Source organism: Streptomyces zagrosensis, assembly GCF_014203645.1.
GTDB classification, from domain to species: domain Bacteria; phylum Actinomycetota; class Actinomycetes; order Streptomycetales; family Streptomycetaceae; genus Streptomyces; species Streptomyces zagrosensis.
Map to the genome: position 1 here is coordinate 140,495 of NZ_JACHJL010000004.1, position 18,289 is coordinate 158,783.

General features: G+C 69.1%; 14 protein-coding genes, 1 tRNA gene and 1 pseudogene. 10 read left to right on the plus strand and 6 right to left on the minus strand.

Features of this window, described 5'->3' with window-relative positions:
- Positions 1-84: 84 nt before the first annotated feature.
- Positions 85-2,739: an N-6 DNA methylase gene (locus FHS42_RS09635; protein ID WP_184571016.1), complete on the plus strand. Its 2,655-nt coding sequence runs from the start codon at positions 85-87 to the stop codon at positions 2,737-2,739.
- Positions 2,729-3,958 carry a restriction endonuclease subunit S gene (locus tag FHS42_RS09640; protein ID WP_184571018.1) on the plus strand — a complete coding sequence of 410 codons (1,230 nt, stop codon included), beginning with the start codon at positions 2,729-2,731 and terminating at the stop codon, positions 3,956-3,958. Before FHS42_RS09635 ends, FHS42_RS09640 begins: the two co-directional genes overlap by 11 nt.
- A gap of 130 nt (positions 3,959-4,088) precedes the next feature.
- Here the strand turns inward: FHS42_RS09640 and FHS42_RS38560 are convergent, their stop codons facing one another.
- The 3 genes from FHS42_RS38560 to FHS42_RS09650 form a co-directional block, all read right to left on the minus strand.
- Positions 4,089-4,223 carry a DUF397 domain-containing protein gene (locus FHS42_RS38560; RefSeq protein WP_312866804.1) on the minus strand — a complete coding sequence of 45 codons (135 nt, stop codon included), beginning with the start codon at positions 4,221-4,223 and terminating at the stop codon, positions 4,089-4,091.
- A gap of 66 nt (positions 4,224-4,289) precedes the next feature.
- Positions 4,290-4,415 (minus strand): hypothetical protein, encoded by a 126-nt coding sequence (locus tag FHS42_RS38155; protein ID WP_281392718.1) that lies wholly within the window; start codon positions 4,413-4,415, stop codon positions 4,290-4,292.
- A 38-nt stretch (positions 4,416-4,453) separates the two neighbouring features.
- Entirely contained in the window at positions 4,454-4,987 is a 534-nt protein-coding gene (locus FHS42_RS09650) for a Scr1 family TA system antitoxin-like transcriptional regulator (RefSeq protein ID WP_246494440.1), read from the minus strand.
- 366 nt (positions 4,988-5,353) lie between these two features.
- Between FHS42_RS09650 and FHS42_RS09655 the strand changes: the two genes are divergently transcribed.
- Genes FHS42_RS09655 through FHS42_RS09670 form a run of 5 tightly spaced genes read left to right on the plus strand, consistent with a single transcriptional unit; the run spans position 5,354 to position 10,453 of the window.
- Positions 5,354-5,527 (plus strand): hypothetical protein, encoded by a 174-nt coding sequence (locus tag FHS42_RS09655; RefSeq protein ID WP_184571020.1) that lies wholly within the window; start codon positions 5,354-5,356, stop codon positions 5,525-5,527.
- Entirely contained in the window at positions 5,524-6,051 is a 528-nt protein-coding gene (locus FHS42_RS38565) for a hypothetical protein (protein WP_312866805.1), read from the plus strand. The genes FHS42_RS09655 and FHS42_RS38565 overlap by 4 nt, the downstream gene beginning before the upstream one ends.
- Positions 6,051-8,072, plus strand: coding sequence for a type I restriction endonuclease (locus tag FHS42_RS36795; protein WP_246494485.1), 2,022 nt, complete (start codon positions 6,051-6,053; stop codon positions 8,070-8,072). The genes FHS42_RS38565 and FHS42_RS36795 overlap by 1 nt, the downstream gene beginning before the upstream one ends.
- A 4-nt stretch (positions 8,073-8,076) precedes the next feature.
- A complete protein-coding gene (locus tag FHS42_RS36800) occupies positions 8,077-9,642 on the plus strand; it encodes a type I restriction enzyme subunit R domain-containing protein (RefSeq protein WP_246494441.1) in 1,566 nt (521 codons plus the stop codon).
- 4 nt (positions 9,643-9,646) lie between these two features.
- On the plus strand, positions 9,647-10,453 hold the full coding sequence (locus FHS42_RS09670) for a M48 family metallopeptidase (protein ID WP_184571023.1): 807 nt from the start codon (positions 9,647-9,649) through the stop codon (positions 10,451-10,453).
- Between the two features lie 207 nt (positions 10,454-10,660).
- Here FHS42_RS09670 and FHS42_RS09675 read toward each other — a convergent pair.
- Positions 10,661-10,736, minus strand: a tRNA-Arg gene (locus FHS42_RS09675).
- A 376-nt stretch (positions 10,737-11,112) separates the two neighbouring features.
- On the opposite strand from FHS42_RS09675, the gene FHS42_RS09680 reads away from it, so the two are divergent.
- Together FHS42_RS09680 and FHS42_RS36805 are read left to right on the plus strand one after the other, a co-directional pair.
- Positions 11,113-13,053: a dynamin family protein gene (locus tag FHS42_RS09680; protein WP_184571025.1), complete on the plus strand. Its 1,941-nt coding sequence runs from the start codon at positions 11,113-11,115 to the stop codon at positions 13,051-13,053.
- Between the two features lie 509 nt (positions 13,054-13,562).
- Positions 13,563-14,993 (plus strand): annotated as a pseudogene (locus tag FHS42_RS36805) (GTPase); the annotation flags it as partial.
- Between the two features lie 1,307 nt (positions 14,994-16,300).
- On the opposite strand, the gene FHS42_RS09690 reads toward FHS42_RS36805, so the two are convergent.
- Positions 16,301-16,615 carry a hypothetical protein gene (locus tag FHS42_RS09690; protein WP_184571026.1) on the minus strand — a complete coding sequence of 105 codons (315 nt, stop codon included), beginning with the start codon at positions 16,613-16,615 and terminating at the stop codon, positions 16,301-16,303.
- A gap of 48 nt (positions 16,616-16,663) precedes the next feature.
- Complete coding sequence (locus tag FHS42_RS09695) at positions 16,664-17,065, minus strand: transposase family protein (RefSeq protein ID WP_446696878.1); 402 nt, start codon at positions 17,063-17,065, stop codon at positions 16,664-16,666.
- Positions 17,066-17,570: 505 nt separating this feature from the next.
- On the opposite strand from FHS42_RS09695, the gene FHS42_RS09700 reads away from it, so the two are divergent.
- On the plus strand, positions 17,571-18,074 hold the full coding sequence (locus FHS42_RS09700) for a single-stranded DNA-binding protein (protein WP_184571036.1): 504 nt from the start codon (positions 17,571-17,573) through the stop codon (positions 18,072-18,074).
- The last annotated feature ends 215 nt before the right edge of the window (positions 18,075-18,289 follow it).

The following is an 18,289-nucleotide window of genomic DNA, read 5'->3' on the forward strand; positions in this document are numbered from 1 at the left end:
GGAGCTCCCGGCATCGGCGATTTCGGGATGAGGCGGGACGGGCCATAGGGTCGGACCGTCATCTCAGGTCGTAGGGAGTCGTACGTGGCCAAGCTCACGCTCGCCCAGTTGGAGCGGCACCTGTTCGCCGCAGCCGACATCCTCCGGGGGACGATGGACGCCTCCGAGTACAAGGACTACATCTTCGGGCTGCTCTTCCTGAAGCGCGCCAACGACGAGTTCGAGGCGGCCCGGGAGCGGATCGGGGAGCAGGCGAGAAGGGACTGGGGCTTCGATGGCGAAGAGCTCGACGCCTTTCTGGAGCAAGAGGCCCCGTACCGCGAACGCGACGTGCTATTCGTGCCCGAGAAGGCTAGGTGGCACAAGATCTCGGGCGTCACGCGCAACATCAACGAGAGCGTGCTGCGCCCTGCCCTCCAACTTCTCGAAGGCCAGAACGAGAAGCTCACGGGTCTCTTCGACCACCTGGACTTCAACCGCATCGGCGGCTCCGGCGCGGCCGCGGACACGGCCACGCTGGCCGACAAGCGCCTGGAACTCCTCATCGCGCACTTCGGCCGGGTCCGGCTGCGCACGGACGACTTCGAGTTCCCCGACCTGATCGGCGCCGCCTACGAGTACCTGATCAAAGAGTTCGCTGACTCGGCCGGCCGCAAGGGCGGCGAGTTCTACACCCCGCGCGCGGTGGTGCGCATGATGGTCGAACTCCTCGCACCCACCCAGGGCATGCGGATCTACGACCCGTGCGTGGGCTCGGGCGGCATGCTCATCCACGCCGCGGAGTACGTGGAGGAGCACGGCGGGGACACCTCCGACATGTTCTTCGCCGGCCAGGACGCCAACAGCGGTTCCTGGATCATGTCCACGATGAACATGGTCCTGCACGGCGTACGCCGCTTCGACCTGACTACCGGCGACACGCTGGCCAGGCCGACCCATGTCCCGACCTCGGACGCGGACCGCTTCGACGGCGTGCTCAGCAACCCGCCGTTCTCGATGGACTACACGGCCACGGACGTGGCGCACAGGACCGAGCGGACCTACTACGGCCTGACCAGCGAGCGCGGCAAGGCCGACCTGATGTTCCTCCAGCACATGCTCTGGGAGACCAAGAAGGAGGGGCGCGGCGGCATGGTCATCACCGTCATGCCCCACGGGGTGCTGTTCCGGGGCGGCGGCGAGCAGCAGATCCGTACGAAGCTGCTGGACGAGGACGCCGTGGAGGCGGTCATCGGCCTCGCTCCGAACCTCTTCTACGGCACCGGCATCCCGGCCTGCATCCTGGTGCTGCGCCCGCCGGGCTGCAAGGACCGGGACCGGTCGGAGGGGGAGCCGGAGCGCGCGGGGAAGGTCCTGTTCATCAACGCGGACCGCGAGTTCCACGCCGAGCGGGCGCAGAACGTGCTGCTGCCCGAGCACGCCGAGAAGATTACGACCACGTTCCGGACGTTCGCGGAGGTGCTCGGCTTCTCGCGGATCGTGTCCCGCGAGGAACTCGCCGAGAACGGCGACAACCTCAACATCCGCCGCTACGTGGACAACACGCCGCCGCCCGAGCCGCAGGACGTCAAGGCGCACCTGGTGGGCGGGGTGCCGCGCGCGGAGATCGAGGCGAAGGGCGAGCTGCTCGGCGCGTACGGGATCGGGGCGGGCGACCTGTTCGCGGAGCGGTCGCCCGCCGACGCCGACTACCTGGACCTCTGGCCGGCCGACGCCCGCCCTGACCTGGGCGCGCTCGCCCGGCCGCGCGAAGAGGAGCTGCGGGCCGCGTTCGCCGAGTGGTGGGCGGCGGAGGCGAAGCACCTGGAAGCGGTGGCCGCGACACCGGAGCTGCTCGCCGAGTCCACCGCCTCCGAGCGCAAGGCCGCGCTGATGCGGGTGCGCGGCTCGCTGATGGGCTCCTTCGTCGACCGGCTCACCCAGGTCGGTCTCCTCGACCGGTACGCGCTCGCGGGAGCGGTCGCCGGGTGGTGGCACGAGGCCAAGTACGACCTGCTCGCCCTGTCGGAGAACGGGTTCGCGGGCGTGATCGACGGCTGGGTGGAGAACGTCGAGACCCTGCTCGCCCCCGAGCAGGACCCGCGCACCAAGAAAGAGCGCAAGCGAACCGCCGCGGAGCGGCGTCAGGCGTACGATCACAAGCTCGTCGCCGCGATCGCCCCCGACTTCCTGACGGAGCTGAAGGAAGCGAACGCGCGCAAGGCGGAACTCGACGCGAAGTGGAAGGAACTTAACGGGCGGTTGCCGAAGGAGCCAGCGGCAGGGGGTGGCTCGGCGGGTTCAGAGACCGAGGCCGACGCCACCGGCAGCGAGGAGCCCGACGCCGATGTCGAGGAAGTCACCCTCTCGGTGGAGGAGTTGGCGGAGCTGTTGGCGGAGATCGCCGTCGTGAAGACGGACCGCGCGAAGGCGGGCGCGGTGGCCAAGCGCCTGGAAGCGGACTTCTGGTTCCCCTACCCGAGCGCCCCGCCCACCCTGGGCGAGGAACCGCCCCGCCTGGTCCGTGCGCGCGCGGCGCTGGATTCGGCCGAGGAGCGCCGCGTCGTCCTCGCCCTCCTCCGCGACGACCTCGCGTCGAAGCTGAACGGCCATGTGGTCCGCTGGCAGCGGGAGTTGGCGACCTCCTATGAGACGTGGGAGCGCAAGTACGCGGTCTCGCTGGCCGAGATTCGCGAGGTCCGCGAGCGGGCGACGGCGAAGCTGGACGGGTTCCTGGAGGAGCTGGGTTATGTCGGTTGAAACGTGGCAGAGATTTCGCCTGGCCGACGTGGTGACGGACGTTTTCGCCGGCGCCTGGGGAGACTCCCCGACCGATTCGCGGGCTTCGAACGTACAGGTGCTGCGAGCTACTAATATCGACTCTGATGGGCGAATTGATTACCGCAGCCCAGCCCATCGGGTCTTCAACACTCGAGAGATCTCCCGCAAAAGCCTTCGGGTCGGTGATCTGCTCCTAGAGGCATCAGGCGGTGGTCCCGGAACGCCGGTCGGCAGAGTTGCTCTGCACGTCGGAGCAGACAGCGAAATCGTTTTCGCCTGTTCCAACTTCTTTCGGGCGATGCGGCCGGATCGGAATGTAATTCTGCCTGGGTACTTGGCTTGCATGCTAGAACGCCTGTACCGTTCGCCAGAAATCTGGAAATACCAGCAGCAGACGACGGGACTGGTGAACCTCAAGTTCAGGGATTATCTGAACCAACTGATCCTGATCCCGCCTTTGGGAGAGCAGCAACGAATTGTGGAGCTGATCAATGTTCTCTCTGATGCGAAGCGCGGCATCGAGGCGTCGATCGCCAAGCTGCGCAGCGTGCGGCAAGGCGTGCTGCTGGACTTCATGGCAAAGATTAAGCCTCAGTGGACACCTGTCAGCGAGGTCGGAGAGGTCCGTATGGGCAAGCAGCTCTCTCCCGACAGCAGAGCCTCAGGGGAACAGTATCCCTACCTGAGAGTGGCGAACGTTTACGCGGGGCATATCGATTACTCTGACGTGAACTCTATGGGTTACACCAAGGCCGAGCGTGCGGCGTATGGGCTTGTTCCCGGGGATATTCTGCTTAATGAAGGGCAAAGCTTGGAGTTGGTCGGGCGAAGCGCAATTTACCGGGAAGCGCCTGGTGCATTCTTTTTTCAGAATACTTTGATCAGGTTTCGCTGTGGTGAGAAAGTGATGCCCGAGTATGCTCAAATCGTCTTTGAGTACTGGCTGAGAGCGGGCGTTTTTGCGGCCATCGCCAAGCAGACCACCAGTATTGCTCACCTCGGCGGCGGGCGCTTCAGCGCCCTCGAATTTCCTCTTGTTTCACTGTCCGATCAGCAAACCCTCGTGGCATCCGTTGCGTCATGTGACGAAAGCTTGAGGGTGGAAGCCGATCAACTTGCCAAAGTGCGCCTGCTGAAACGAGGTCTAGTGGACGACCTGCTATCCGGGCAGGTTGCGTTTTCCGTGGCTGGGGTCTGAGGCGTAGAAGCATTCCGTCGTGGGACAGACGGGGGCAGAGCGTTAGGCGGGGAAGTCGTCGGACCGCAGGGTTGTGACGAAGGCGGACCAGCTCGTCGCCGGGAACACGACCGCCGGGCGTTCCGGGGCCTTAAGAGTCGCGGACGAGGATGCCCGACGGGAAGGCGTCCGGTACCTCCACGCAGCTGCCGCCCTCGGTCTTGCTGTATGAGGACTTGCGCCAGCCCTCCCACGCGGAGCTGTCCGAGATGCTGCGCTCAGTCATGGCGTTCGTAGTCCTCCGCTGTCGCTCGGAGAAGGGCGAGTGACTCGGTCAGCGACAGTGCGTCGCTCAGGCAAGACCGTAGACGGCTTGGAGCCGGGTGACCATCGACGGAGAGTCGTGGAGCCTGCCCATCTGTAGCCCTTCCGTATAAGCGATCGGTGACTGGCCCTCGATCCACATCAGTTTGAGCATGCTTTGCGGCAGAGGGTAAGCGCCCTTCCGGTACGGCATCACAGGAAAATAGCACCCGGCTGGCGTCTACGAGGCCGACCATGTTGCCGGATCTGCTCCGCCATGACCTTCGGCCCTCCGACTGCGCAATGCAGCACTGCCTCGTCCAAGAGACCCCACACCACCGGCGCGGCGAGGGTATCGAGAATCCTTGACCGTTCAACATACTTGTTCATCCGTTGGAGGGTACAAAGCCCCAAAACTGCACGGGCGTACCCCTCTGCCTGGAGGGTGCCGGGAACGAACGCGTAGGCGAACTTCCGAATGACCGAAGCCTGTTGTTCTAGCTGACGAGCGGCCTCGAAGTAGTCGGCGACTGCCGTGTCGCCGTCGGGGAGGAAGCTACTCAAGACATCGCCCGTGTTCAGCGCGTTGTCGAGTCGGCGCGCATCCTCTGTGGAAGGGACGCGACGGCCCGCTTCGATGTGGGCTATATGAGAACGCGTCATCACCGTCATGGTCGCCCGCTTCTGTTGGGTCAGCCCGACCGCCTCGCGCTGGATCTTCAGCCATTCCCCATAGGAGTTACCCATCGTCAACTCCCGTGTGACAGGCGTTCTGTAGCCCTGCGACCACTGGCGAGCCCAGACCGCCATGTCTCACTCTGTGAGTGGATCGCTACACAGCGATGTGCGTGCATATGGCCGGCCGGAAGGGCGCCGACGCGCGGAAGGCCCACGCGACAGTCGGTGGCACGGCCCGAGGCATGGCCATCGATACACGGAGTTGACGACATATCGCACCTTACTACCCTCCTCCTGCCGCTGCTGCGGTTACTGTGGCCGCCTGCCGGCCGCCGCCGTTCTCCGCTCGCGCGGACCGCGCCCTGTCCGGTCGCCGCCCGGCAGGGGCGCGAGACCGACCGTGCCGGACGCCGCGAGGCCGGCGCGCACACGTCCATGCTGCCCGGCGAGGTCAGCCCGCTCGTGCGGCCCTACCTCCTTACCCGCGAGGAGCGCGAACGCCGAGCGGAAACCCGACGGCACCGTGCATCGCGGCGCGCGCTGTGGCTCGCCGTGCACGGCGTCGACGTCGGGCCCCGCTTCATCCACGGCGTGGAGGTGGCCGCGTGACCGGCCGCGCAAGGCAGATCGCCGGACGGACCCCCACGCACACGACCCGGTCGGCCACGGACGCGGGACGGCTCCTGCCCTGGACCACGCTCGAGGGCAAGTCCTGCTACGTCATGGGTGACGGCACCGGATACATCTCCCGCGTCGCCGACACCGTCGAGGGCCTTCAACTCGAAATGGCCGCCGAGCTGCTCGCCCACGCCGCCGACCTGCTGGCCGACAACCGCGCCTCCTCCGTGCAACGCGACCGGATGACCGAGGCCCTGCGGGACGTCGTCCGGATCGCCACAGCAGGGGCGCCCGCCTTCCGGCTCCGGAGCGGGAAGAAAAGGAGGCCGGGGACCCCCGCGGAAGCGCCGCCGAGCACCGACAAGAGCAAGCGTCCGCGTGGACGTAATACCGCAATTCGTTACATTTGCAACCCTGTTCACCGATCTCCCTCCCGTACTCCTCGCGCTCCCCCATCTCGCCGCGCAGAATGGATCTCCAGGGGACGTATGGGGAGAGGCGCGAGTTCGTGGTGATGCAGGTGGAGCGTGACGAGGTAGAGCGGCCGCTGGTCGCGCAGCTCAAGGCGATGGGGTGGACGCACCGGCCGGGCCGCGAGATCGGCACCCTCGACGTCGAAACGCCCCTGCTCGCCGACCTGCTCGAATCGGCCTTGCGCCGGATCAACACCCGGCCCCTGGACGGCGTGTCCTGGATGGGCGCGAGCGACGTCGACCGCGCCATCACGGCACTCGCCCGCGTGCCGCTCGGCGAGGGGGTCGTCAAGGCCAACCTGGCGGCCACCGGGCTGCTGCTCAGCGGACTAGTGCTGAGCAAGCCCTCCGCCGGACACGGCGGGGCGTCGGCCACGGTGCAGTACATCGAGTGGCACCCTGACCGGCTCGGTCTCAACGACTTCACCGTGATCGACCAGCTCCGGGTCAGGAACCGCGCGGGCAAGGACTCCGTCCTGGACGTCGTCCTCTTCGTGAACGGCATCCCGCTCGTCGCCGTGGAGTGCAAGAGTCCCGACCTCGCCGAGCCCGTCCGCGAGGCCGTTCTCGATCTTCGGCACTACGCGGGCAACTCGGTCAAGGAGGAGGGAGCGCGGGCCCGTCCGGGGGAGGGGCCCACCCGGCCCGCTGGCGTACCCGAGCTCTTCCGCACCGTGCAGCTGCTCGTCGCGGCGACCGGTGAGACCGCCCACCTGGGGACGGTCACCTCCGGCCCCGAGCACTTCCACTCCTGGCGCAGCGTCGAGCCCGAGGACAGCGGCACCCTACGGCGTGAACTCCTCACGGCGGGGCTCGTGCCGGACGCCGACGGGCCCGCGCCGGCCGCACTCGGCGAGCAGCAGAAGCTGGTGGGCGTGGTGCTGCGCCCCGTGGCGCTGCTCAACATCGTGCGGCACTACGTGATCGAGCTGCCCATCGTGACCGACTCGGGCGCCACGCTGACCGTCAAGGCCGTCGCCCGCCACCAGCAGTACCGGGCCGCCGAGAAGGCCGTACGGCGGTTGCTCGACGGGCGGGCCCGGAGCGGGCCGATGACCGAGGACGAGCGCGGCGGCGTCATCTGGCACACCCAGGGCTCCGGCAAGAGCCTGACCATGACCTTTCTAGTCCGGCGGGTCCACGCGCACCCGAGGCTGAGCGAGTTCACTGTCGTGGTCGTCACCGACCGCACCCAGTTGCAGACGCAGCTCACCGAGGCCCTGGAGACCAGCGGGTCCGACGTCGTGACGGCCGACACCCGCACTGAACTGGAGGGCCTGCTGCGCGCGGGCGGCCGGCGGGTCGTCTTCGGGATGATCCAGAAGTACGGGGTCGGGCTCACCTTCTCCGGGGACGCCGATCAGGACGAGGACGGCCGCGACCTGGCGGAGGAGTACGCGGAGGCCGAGCGGACCCGCGCCGGTACGCGCGCCGAGGTGGCGCCGCCCGTGCCGAACTTCCCGGAGTGCAACACGTCCCCCGCCATCCTCGTCCTGGTCGACGAGGCGCACCGCTCGCACACCAGCGTGCTGCACGCCGCTCTGCGCAAGGCCGTCCCGAACGCGGCGAAGATCGGGTTCACCGGAACGCCCATCACCACCGGGCGGGAGGAGGACACCCGCCGGATCTTCGGGCGCGGTGACTCTCCGCGCGGCTTCCTGGACGAGTACCGGATGGAGGACGCCGAGCACGACGAGGTCGTCGTCCGCATCCGTTACGAGGGGCGCACCGGGGAGGGAGAGGTCAAGGACGGGACGAGCCTCGACCGCCGGTTCGACGACCTGGTCCGCGACCGCACGCCGGAGGAGAAGGCCGCGCTGCTGAAACGGTGGCCCACCGGAAGCGACGTCGCCGAGTCCGAGCCGATGGTCGCGGCCAAGGCCGAGGACATGCTGGAGCACTGGGTGACCACCGTGCTGCCCGGCGGCTTTAAGGCACAGGTCGCGGCCGTCAGCCGGAAGGCTGCCGTGGAGTACCACCAATGCTCTGCGGGCGGCCCGCGACCGGCTCCTGGAGGAACTGGACGGCTACGACCCCGAGTCGGTCGCCGGCACTCCGCCTGAGAGATTGGAGGGCCGGCTGCGCTATCTCCACCAGGCCCACCAGTTCCGGGCCCTGCTGCGCCGGATCGACTTCGTGCCCGTCATCTCGCCGAGCACCGGCAGCAAGCACGGCCAGTGGGCGGAGTGGACCGTCTCCAGGCGGCAGGAGGCGTACATCGCGCGCTTCCAGAAGGGGTTCCCGCTGCTGCCCCCCGATTCGGTGTGGGCCCCGGCGACGGCGGTGACTCCGCCGGCCTCGACCCCCGAAGCGGAGGCCGCCGACCGGAACGCGGACCATCCCTGGTCCCACGCCGTCACAGAGCCCCATGCGTCCCGGCGGCGGGGGGCCGTGCCCGAACCGGTGCACCCCGACAGCCCCATCGCGATGCTGATCGTGAAGTCGATGCTGCTCACCGGCTTCGACGCCCCTCGCGAGCAGGTCCTCTACCTGGACCGCCCGATCCGCGGCGCCGAACTGCTCCAGGCCGTCGCCCGCGTCAATCGGCCGCACCCGGGCAAGGAGATCGGTTACGTCGTCGACTACTACGGCGTCTTCGGCCATCTGAACAAGGCGCTGGCCGGATACCGGGAGGCCGACCAGCACGACACGATGCGCAGCATGTCGGTGGAGATCGAAGGTCTCGAACCCGCCGCCGCCGCCGTGCGCGACCTCCTCCGGGACCTCGGTGTCACGGACGCCGACCTGACCGACCCGGTGCGGCTGCGTGCCGCCCTGGACCGGTTCGAGGACGAGGACACCCGGCTCGCGTTCGACACGGCACTGCACGACTTCCTGGACACGATGGAACGCGTACTGCCGCACGAGGCTGCCCTCGACTATGTGAACGACGCCCGGCACTGGGGGCTGCTCCAGAAGCGCGTGCGCCGCCTGTTCCGGGACGCCGAGGGTGGCACGTTCACCCTCCGCAGGTACGGCCGGAAGGTCCGGGCCATGATCGCCGAGCACCTGGAGGGGCCGGAGATCGAGGAGGCGATCCCGCCCGTCTGGATCACCGCGGACGGCTTCGACGACGCGGTGCGCGCCCTGCCGCCCCGCGAGGCGGCGGCCGAGATGGGGCACGCGCTGCGGTTCCACCTGGAGGAGCGGGTCAGGCGGGAGGACCCGGAGAAGTACCAGCGCCTGTCGGAACGCGTTGAGGAAATCCTCCGGACGACCCCCGACCGGTTCGAGGAGCAGGCCGAGAGGTTCGCACGCCTGATCGAGGAAGCCAGGCAGGAGCACGAGGAGGACCCGGAGGTCGCCGGCCTCAGCCCGCTGGAGCAGAGAACCTACCGCCTGCTGGTCCAGCTCATGGCGGACAGCAGTGAGGTCCGGAACACCGAGGACAGCATCCGTCCGCTCGTCGGTCAGCTGTGCGACGTGGCGGCCGAGACGATGGTGAAGGTGTCCTACCAGGGGCAGAGCCAGGACCTATCCACCTTGGCCGGGGTCATCCAGGGAAGGCTGCTGGCGAGCGGGCTCCGGCCCACGGGCAAGGACTGGGCTCCGCTGAACGCGATGGCCGAGCGACTCGCCTCCTTTGCGAACGACAACCGCCGCCAGTTCCTGGGCAGGGCGAGAGGAGAATAGGCGGGTGACCGCACCCGCCGAGAAGCACGCCGACAGCAGATGGGACACCCTGGCAGACGTTTCCCTCCCGGGGGGCGCGTCGATCGACGTCGACGGGTTCTCACTGCGGGTCCGTGCCCACCCCCTGCGCAAGCGGTTCGCGCTGACCGTGGAGCCCGACGCCACCCTGACCCTGCACACTCCGCCGGGCCGCACGGCGGAGGAGGCCGAGGACTTCGTCCGGGCTCACCGCCGTTGGCTGGTGACGAAGCTCGGCGAGCGGGAGCGGACCAGGTCCCTGCACCCGGCCAAGCAACTGGCCGACGGCGAGGTATTCCGCTACCTGGGCAGGACCTACCGACTGGCGATCTCCGACGGCCCCTCCGAGGACGGCCGGGTGCGGTTGATGGCCGGGCGGCTCGTGATGGGCGAGCACCTCGCCGAGCATCCGCCGGCGGGGCGGGCGGCCCTCGTCGACTGGTACGCCCGGGTCGGCCGCGCCTGGGCCGTCAACCGGTTCCAGCCATGGGCGGCTCGCATGGCGGTGGCCGAACCGGAGCTGGAGGTGCGCGACCTCCGAGACCGCTGGGGGTCGTACCGGCCAGATGCGCGCGGGGGCGGGCCGGGACTGATGGCCTTGGGCTGGCCGCTCTTCCAGCTGCCCATGCACCTGGTCGACTACGTCATCGCGCACGAACTCGCACACGTCAGGGTTCCGGACCACGGGGATGCCTTCTGGCGGCTTTTGGGCCTCGCCTTGCCCGAGTACGCGGCCCGGCGGGCCGAGCTCGACGAGGTGGGGCGGAGGATGTGGATGGGAGACCTGCACTGAAGGGGGCTCTCTGAACCGCCGCCCACAGGCTGACGGGACAGCGAAAAACTTCGGCACGTATTCGGCACAGCCACCCGCAGAACCCCTGTGACAGCCGTACGGCCCCGGACTTTGCCTTGATCATCGGGGGAGGGTCCGGGGCTAGGCCGTCCCCGGAAAATCCTGCCCTGACCTGTGGAAAGCACTCCCATCGGGGATGTCTTTCGGTGGTGCCCCCGGCAGGACTCGAACCTGCGGCCAAGCGCTTAGAAGGCGCCTGCTCTATCCACTGAGCTACGGGGGCCGGTCGTGGCCGCGAACGGCCACTGAAGCCCCAGGCGCCTGCGCTTCCGACCGTTGGCCGTTGTGCCGACGGCCGAGCGGGGCGGAACCGTGCCGTTGCCGGGATAAGGATAGGGCTCCGGACGCCTCAACCCGGTTGCTTCACCTCCGTGGCACGTTGTGGAGGTTCCGTGAAGCGATGCCGATAATCGCAGGCAGGTGCGAATCCTGCACGGTTTTTCACGCTTCAGGGACCGGGTGTTGTGCACTCGTTATGCCTGCGGCACAGCCTTCACACCGCCCCCGTGTCCCTTGTGTGGTGATCCGGGTGGGTCTCATCGGCGCGCAGAGAGGGGTATACGCTTCAAAAGCTAAGCAAAATTGGGCATTGTTCCCATGTGGCGACCTTGGACGTACGGCCCCGACTGCTCGACGCGCTGTCCACACTGCGTGACCGTGTTGACGCCACACGCTTTCCGCTTCCGCTTCCCGGCGCTGCGCGCGCTCGGCGCGACCGCGCCGAGCTCCTCGCTCAGCTTGACGACTACGTGGTGCCCCGCCTCAGCGCCCCCGAAGCCCCCCTGCTCGCGGTCGTCGGCGGCTCCACCGGAGCGGGGAAGTCCACCCTCGTCAATTCGCTCGTCGGGCGGCGGGTCACCGAGGCCGGTGTGCTCCGCCCCACGACTCGTACACCCGTTCTCGTCTGCCACCCGGACGACCGTCACTGGTTCTCCGGGCGCCGGGTGTTGCCGCACCTCACCCGCGTATGGATGCCGGTACAGGACGGGCCGACCGGCCCGGCCCATGAGCCGTTCGCACCGTACGAGATGCACGAGCCGTATGAGCCGTATGAGGCACATGGGTCGGGCGGCCGGGAGTCGGGCGAACGACCGCATGAGTGGCCGTACGAGTCCTACGGTGCAGGCACCGGCGTGGGTGCCGCTGGCGGTGCCGGCGCCAGCCTCGGTCGTGGGGCGTACGCGCTCTCCGGGGAACACCAGTCGTATGGCGTCTACGGGACGTACGAGCACCATGAGTCGCTTGAGGCACTCGATGGCTATGCGACACATGCCGCCTATGCGCCCCGTGAGTCCTATGACACGCTCGTGGACTCGCTGCGCATGGAGACGGACCCAGCGCTGCCACAGGGGCTCGCCTTGCTCGACGCGCCCGATATCGACTCCCTCGTCGCCGACAACCGCGAACTCGCCGCCCGGCTCATCTGCGCCGCCGACATCTGGGTACTCGTCACAACGGCCACGCGCTACGCCGATGCCGTTCCCTGGCATCTGCTCCGTACCGCCAAGGAATACGACGTCACGCTCCTCACCGTGCTCGACCGGGTCCCTCACCAGGTAGCCGCGGAGGTCAGCCGGAAGTACGCCGCATTGCTCGACCGCGCCGGGCTCGGCGACGTACCACGCTTCACCATCCCCGAACTGCCCGAGTCCGCCGGTGGCGGCAGTGGCCTACTCCCCTCCTCCGCCGTCGCCGCGCTCCGTGACTGGCTGGCGCACCGGGCCGCGGACCCCGCCGCCCGTGCGGCAGCCGCCGCGCGCACCGCCGATGGGGCCGTCGCCTCGCTCCGTACCCAGATGCCCGCGCTGGCTGCCGCTGCCGCCGCCCAGCACGCCGCCGCCGTACGGCTCGTACATCGGGTGAACGACGCGTACGTGAGGGCTGGGGAGCGCGCACGGCGAGACATCGCTCAAGGTGCGCCACTCGCGGGGGACGCCCTCACGCACTGGCGCTGCTACCCGCACGACAGCGATCCCAGCGAACTCCTCGATGCGCTCACCGTGTCCCTCACCACCCTGCTGTGCTGCGCTGTTGCCGGCGCCGATGAGCGGATCGCCGCAGCGAGCAGCCATGCCCCGGCGGCGGAGGCCGGGCTTGCGCGGCCCGATATGGCCGGCGCGGCTGGCCGGATCGGCGTGGTGGTACGCCACTGGCGGCGCTGCACCGAGGAGCTGGCAGAAGAGGAGTCGCGAGCCGCCGAGCGGCCTGTGCCGCACGAGCCGGAGGCGATCGCGGCCCTGCTGGCCGCGGCGCTGCTCGGCGGCCGTCGCTCCCGCACGGCCGGCGAAACGCTCGCGGAGACGCTTGGCGTGCACGGTGCGCTACGGATCAGGGACGGCGGCGGCCGGCTGTTGGAGGACTGCGTACGGCGCGCACTGGACGCCGAACGCGAGCGCACGCTCGCCCCGCTGGACGCGCTCGACGTCATCCCGCAGCAACAAGCCGAGTTGATCGCCGCGCTGTCCGTGCTGCGCAAGGAACACACCCGGCCGGCTGGGTGGCCCATGGCACCACACGAGCTTGAGCGGAAGGAGAGGTGACCGAGGTGAAGACCGTGCAGCCCGACCCGGAGGCCGAAGGCAGTCCCCTGTCTACCGAGAACGCTGATGGGGGCGATGGGGCCGTCGCCCAGACGGCCGGTGGCTGGCGCGAAGTAGCCGGCGCAGACGAGGTGGGTGAGACCGAGGCGTCGTCGCCTGACGCGCCGGACACTGGCACGGTTTCTGAGACGCGGACCGCACGCACGCGCCACTCCTGGGATGACGGACTGATCGCCCGCCGGGCGTCCAGAATCGTTGGCACGTACGAGAATTCTGCGCCGCCCGGGTCACCAGGGGCGTACAGCGACGAGGGCACTGACGAGGCGCACCCCCAAAACGACGCGGACCGCGAGGCGTCCGACTCCACGCAGTCTGCGATGGCCGTGGGGTCCGCGGCGTCCACCGCAGGCGTGCCCGTAGGGCAGGCGGGGACGAGCGCGTGCCAGGGCAGTGCGCTGGAGGAGGAAGAGCCCGGAGTGACGCCCGCCGGTGCGGAGAGTGTCGTTCCGATGTGGCGCGATGGCTTTGGGGGCGGGGGTGCGAATGCCCCTGCGGAGGCTCCTTTGAGCAACGAGGCTGACGAGGGAGCTGTGGGCGCTGCGGGTCAGGGGGTGGGCGCGCACGCCCGTGCGGGGGCGCGCGATGGGGCTTTCACTGACAGCGGTGCTTCCGCGCTTGGGAATGATCCCGCACGGGGGGTTGATCGCGTACGTGGCGGCGATTTCGTACGCGGGGGCGCTGGCCATGGGTGCGGCGCTCCGGTGGGTGGTGGGTTTGCCGTTGACGATAGTGACGGCTTCGACGCGTACGCCCTGGCGTGGGCCGTAAGCCCCGAGGGCGGTGGGCAAGCGGGGCATGACTTCGATTCCTTGGCGTACGGCCGAGACGGTGGGGCGTACGGGAGGAGCTCGCGGAACTCGGTTGCGTACGGCTGGGGAGGTGGTGCCGGCGGCGATGCGCGCGGCGGTCAGGGAGCGGGGGTCTTGCGGTCTCGGCTTGACGCGTTGCGGGAGTTGGTCAGGTTGTCCCGTAGCCGACTCGATGGGCGGGCCCTCGCCGAGGCGGGGCGGGTGCTCGACGAGGCGGCGGCGCGAGACCGGTATTCGCACGGGCACACGGTTGTCGCCCTCGCGGGTTCGACCGGGAGCGGGAAATCCACGCTGTTCAACGCGCTGGTCGGGGCGCCGCTTGCGGAGGCCGGCATTCAACGGCCCACGACCAGCGCACCGCTGGCCTGCTCCTGGACCGACTACGCCGATGGACTGCTCGACCGGCTCGGCATCCCGCCCGCCGACCGACACCGCCCGGCCCGGCCCTACGACCCGGTGCTCGCCGGTCTCGTACTCCTCGACCTGCCTGACCATGATTCGGTCAGCGTGGGGCATCGGGCGCGGGTGGATCGGCTGCTGGGCTTGGTGGACGCCGTGGTGTGGGTCGTGGACCCGGAGAAGTACGCCGATGCGGTGCTGCACGAACGGTATCTGCGCCCGCTGGCTGGCCATGCCGAGGTGACCGTCATTGCACTCAACCAGATCGATCGGCTGCCAGGCGACGCCGCTGACCAGGTGCTCGACGACCTGCGGCGACTACTCGACGAGGACGGCCTCGCACTGGGCGAACACGGCGAACCCGGAGCGACGGTGCTGGCCCTGTCGGCGCTGACCGGCGAAGGGGTCGGGGAGCTACGGGAAACGCTGGGGCACTTCGCGACCGAGTGCGCCGCTGCCGAGTTGCGGCTCACCGCAGACGTGGACGGAGCCACGGCGCGACTGCGCCCGTCATACATGGCAGAGGGGCGCACCGGGCTGAGCGAGCGGGCCTGCGAGGATTTCGAGGATCGGCTTGCGGACGCCGCGGGCGCGGTGGCGCTCGGGCAGGCCGCGGAACGCGCCTGGCTGCGCGAGGCGGCGCGTGCCTGCGGGACGCCGTGGTCTCGGCTGTCCGAGCGCCGCGCGGACGGGGCGCTTTTCGGGCGGACGCTGTTTCGGTCCGGGTGGTCATGGCCGGCGCTCTCGAACCTGGCCGCGGTGCGTGTGGGGCGGCCGTACGCGGGGGCGGACTGGGCCGGGTGGGGCGGAGCTGCCGGTGCCGGCGGGATGGCGGCTGTGGGAGTGCCAGCGGCTGCTGAGCGGCCCGCGCCGCTCTTTTCCGCCGCCGGATCGGGAGGGCTTTCGGTCGCCGCCCGGGCCGAGGCGGCTGCTGCGGGTGCGGCTGCGGCGGGTGGTGCGGCGGGTGGTGCGGCGGAGAGCAGACGTGCGGGTTGGACGGAGGTTGGGGAGCCTGCCATGAGGGCGGGGCTGGGAGTGCCCGTGGCGGGAGCGCGCTGGATGCGGCGTGTAGCGCTTACGGAGCGTGCGGGGAACACGGAGCGTATGGGGAGCGCGGAGCGTGCGGGCGGCGTGACGTGGGCCGATGAGTGCCCGGCGGACGCGGCCGATCCGGCTGTTGGGCAGCGGTCGGCGCGGCCGGTCGGGTCAGACGTTGCCCCGTTTGGTAGGCCCCTTGCGGATGCGACGCCCGGGGCTGCGCGCGCGGTGGACACACCCTTGATGGATGCGGTCTCAGACAAACCTCCCTTGGGGGGCGGCCCCTTGGCAAAGATGTGCCGCAGTGGTGCTTCCGCGCAGGGCGCACCTTCGGTGCCCGTGGTGCGTTCGGGTCCGGCGCTGCCCGAGGTACCTCGGGGGCGCGCGGATGGGCCGCCGGTCGGGCGCCCGGCACGGCCCGCCGTCGCGGCCTCGCAGACCGTGGCAAGGCCCGCCGTGGAACAGGCCGTACGGGCCATGGCAGAGGATGCCGCAACGGGTTTGCCAGGGCCCTGGGCGCAGGCGGTGCGCGAGGTGGCGCAGACCACGGCAGCGGGGTTGGCCGAGGCCCTTGACGAGGTGGTGGAGGAGGTCGCGCACCGGATGGCCAAGGCCCCTGGCCGTGCCGGGGCGCTCAGCAGGCGACCGCGGTGGTGGTCGGTGGCAACCGCGGCACAAGGGGCTTCCTTGGTCGGACAAGTGATCGGAGTGCTCTGGTTGCTGAGCGCCGTAACGGGCTTGGCCAGCGGGAGTTGGTGGGCGCCGGCGGTGCTGCTGCTGAGCGCCTGGGTGATGGGTCCGGCACTGGTGTGGCTGTGCGGCCTGGCGGCGCGCGGTCCGGCTCGCAACTACGGTCGCGAAGCGGAGCGGCGACTGCGGTACGAGGTGGCGGCCTGCGGACGCGAGCGGGTGCTTGAGGCGGTTTTGGCGGAGCTGGTGCGCTATCGGCAGGTACGGGAGCGGTACGTGGTGGCCTCGGGCGGCGTGTAGAAGGCAGCGCGTGGAAGGCAGCGTCGGTCAGGGCTTGCCACTACCCGGGTCTCCAGCCGTCCGTGGCCTTCGGTGCGGTCGTAGAACTTCGCACTCGCCTTCGTCCAGGGTAGGGCGCGAAGCCGGTGGTGCAGGCCTTTCTCGTTGCCCTCGACGGTGAAGGCGTAGTGCCCTTTTTTGTCCTCGACGAGGGAACGCGCGTGGTCGCGCTGAGTGTGCAGGGCGTCGGCAGTGACGACCATGCCGGTCAGCTTGTAGGGGGCCAACAGGGCGGCAAAGCAGGTGATTTCGTTCGTCTTGGCCGGTACTCGCAGCTAGGAAGTGACGGTCATCTCAGCACCGGTGCCGGTGCCGGTGCCGGTGCTCGCCGCGAGCAGATGTGCGGCCGGAGTGTCGCCGTGGCGCGGACCGCGGGCGCTCTTGCCTTCCACCGCCAGGGTGTCCGCCCCGACCGGGGCACATTCCAGCAGGTCGGCCAGGCCGCCGGAGCAGACCTGGTCGATGAGCCGGTGGATCGTCGCCATACTCGGCGCGAGACGGGCGCCGAATGCCGAGACGGTGCGGGCGCCGAGTCGGGCGAGGGCGGCCTGTGGGGCACTTCGCGCCCACTGCCCGATCGCCGCGAAGGACCGAGCACCAGCCACCACGGCCGCGCAGGCCATCAGCAGCACGCTCAAAAAAGGGTGACGCCTTCCCCGCCGGCATCGCAGATCCACCAGCGTCCCAAGCTGAGCCGGCAAGCCGACCAGTCATCGCCGTCCTGCCGTGGCCTGCACCGATTCACGAGCACCGAGACTTTGGAACCGCCCTGGGGTCTGGGGCGGGCTTGGCCGTCTCGGGGCCGGGGACGGCCGTCTCGGGGCCGGGCTTGGCCGGCTCGGCGCCGGGGAAGGGCTGGCGTTGCGCTGCGGTTCGGCCGTCGATGTTTCGGGCAGCGCACCCGATCGGGTGAGGGACTTATCCCCAACCACCGCGCTGTCCACAGGGCCCAGCGGGCTTTTCGGTTTCCGCTCACTATGAAGTCACCCGCGGCGGACGCGACCGATGAAGCACTTCAAGGAAGCGGTGCCGCGCGAGCCGCGGGTGCCATATGCCACGCGTACCGCACCGGCGCGCGGGGCGAAGTGCCGTGGGGATCAGTCGAGTTATGGCCGACACCAGGGACACCAGGGACCAGGTGCCAGGTGCCAGTCCGAGCAAGCGTGGGCGAAGGAGACCAACATGAATGAGACGGAACTGACGGTGGTGGGTAATGCGGCGACGCGGCCTGACTACAAGGAGACGGCGGCGGGTGTCCCGGTAGTGCGGTTTCGGCTCGCGGTGACCGCGCGGCGTTGGGAGCGTGAGCGCGCGCAGTGGATCGATAGCGGAACGAGCTTTTATACAGTGCGGGCCTGGCGTGCCTTGGCGGCAAATGTCGCCGCATCGGTGGCGATCGGCGAACCTCTGGTCGTACGAGGCAGGTTGCGCATTCAGGAACAGGAACGGGACGGGAAGTGGTGGTTCTCGGCCGACCTCGACGCCTTCGCCATCGGTCACGATCTGTCGCGGGGGACCTCGGCGTTCCGGCGAGTGTCACAGGTCAAGAAGTCGTCACCCGCATCAGCCGAATCTTCTACACCCGCTACACCAACGAGAGTTGAATCATTCACGGAAGCGGGCCTCGGAGGGGATGAACGGGAAGCGGTGCGGGAAATCGCGGCTATGGGGTCAACACGACCATGATTCGGCAGAGATTTGTCGATATTCCCAGCTCGTGTACACGACACCCCATAACGATTGCGAGTCGGATTTGCGAGAGGGGCGGACCTACAGGTGATCAAGGTGCGGCCGGTACCTAGGATCTCCGTCCGTAGCAACAAGGGCTCCCGAGTTTTTAGTTCGCTGGCCGGGGCGCCGCAGCCGGTAGACCGATCGCGCCCGTCCTGGAGGGGAAATCC

Excerpts from the sequence above, each read along its gene's own strand:
- FHS42_RS09655 (WP_184571020.1), top strand. The coding sequence starts at position 5,354 with ATGCTGCCCGGCGAGGTCAGCCCGCTCGTGCGGCCCTACCTCCTTACC.
- FHS42_RS09650 (WP_246494440.1), bottom strand. The coding sequence starts at position 4,987 with ATGGGTAACTCCTATGGGGAATGGCTGAAGATCCAGCGCGAGGCGGTC.
- FHS42_RS36795 (WP_246494485.1), top strand. The coding sequence starts at position 6,051 with ATGCAGGTGGAGCGTGACGAGGTAGAGCGGCCGCTGGTCGCGCAGCTC.
- FHS42_RS38155 (WP_281392718.1), bottom strand. The coding sequence starts at position 4,415 with ATGCTCAAACTGATGTGGATCGAGGGCCAGTCACCGATCGCTTATACG.
- FHS42_RS09640 (WP_184571018.1), top strand. The coding sequence starts at position 2,729 with ATGTCGGTTGAAACGTGGCAGAGATTTCGCCTGGCCGACGTGGTGACG.
- FHS42_RS09700 (WP_184571036.1), top strand. The coding sequence starts at position 17,571 with ATGAATGAGACGGAACTGACGGTGGTGGGTAATGCGGCGACGCGGCCT.
- FHS42_RS38560 (WP_312866804.1), bottom strand. The coding sequence starts at position 4,223 with ATGACTGAGCGCAGCATCTCGGACAGCTCCGCGTGGGAGGGCTGGCGC.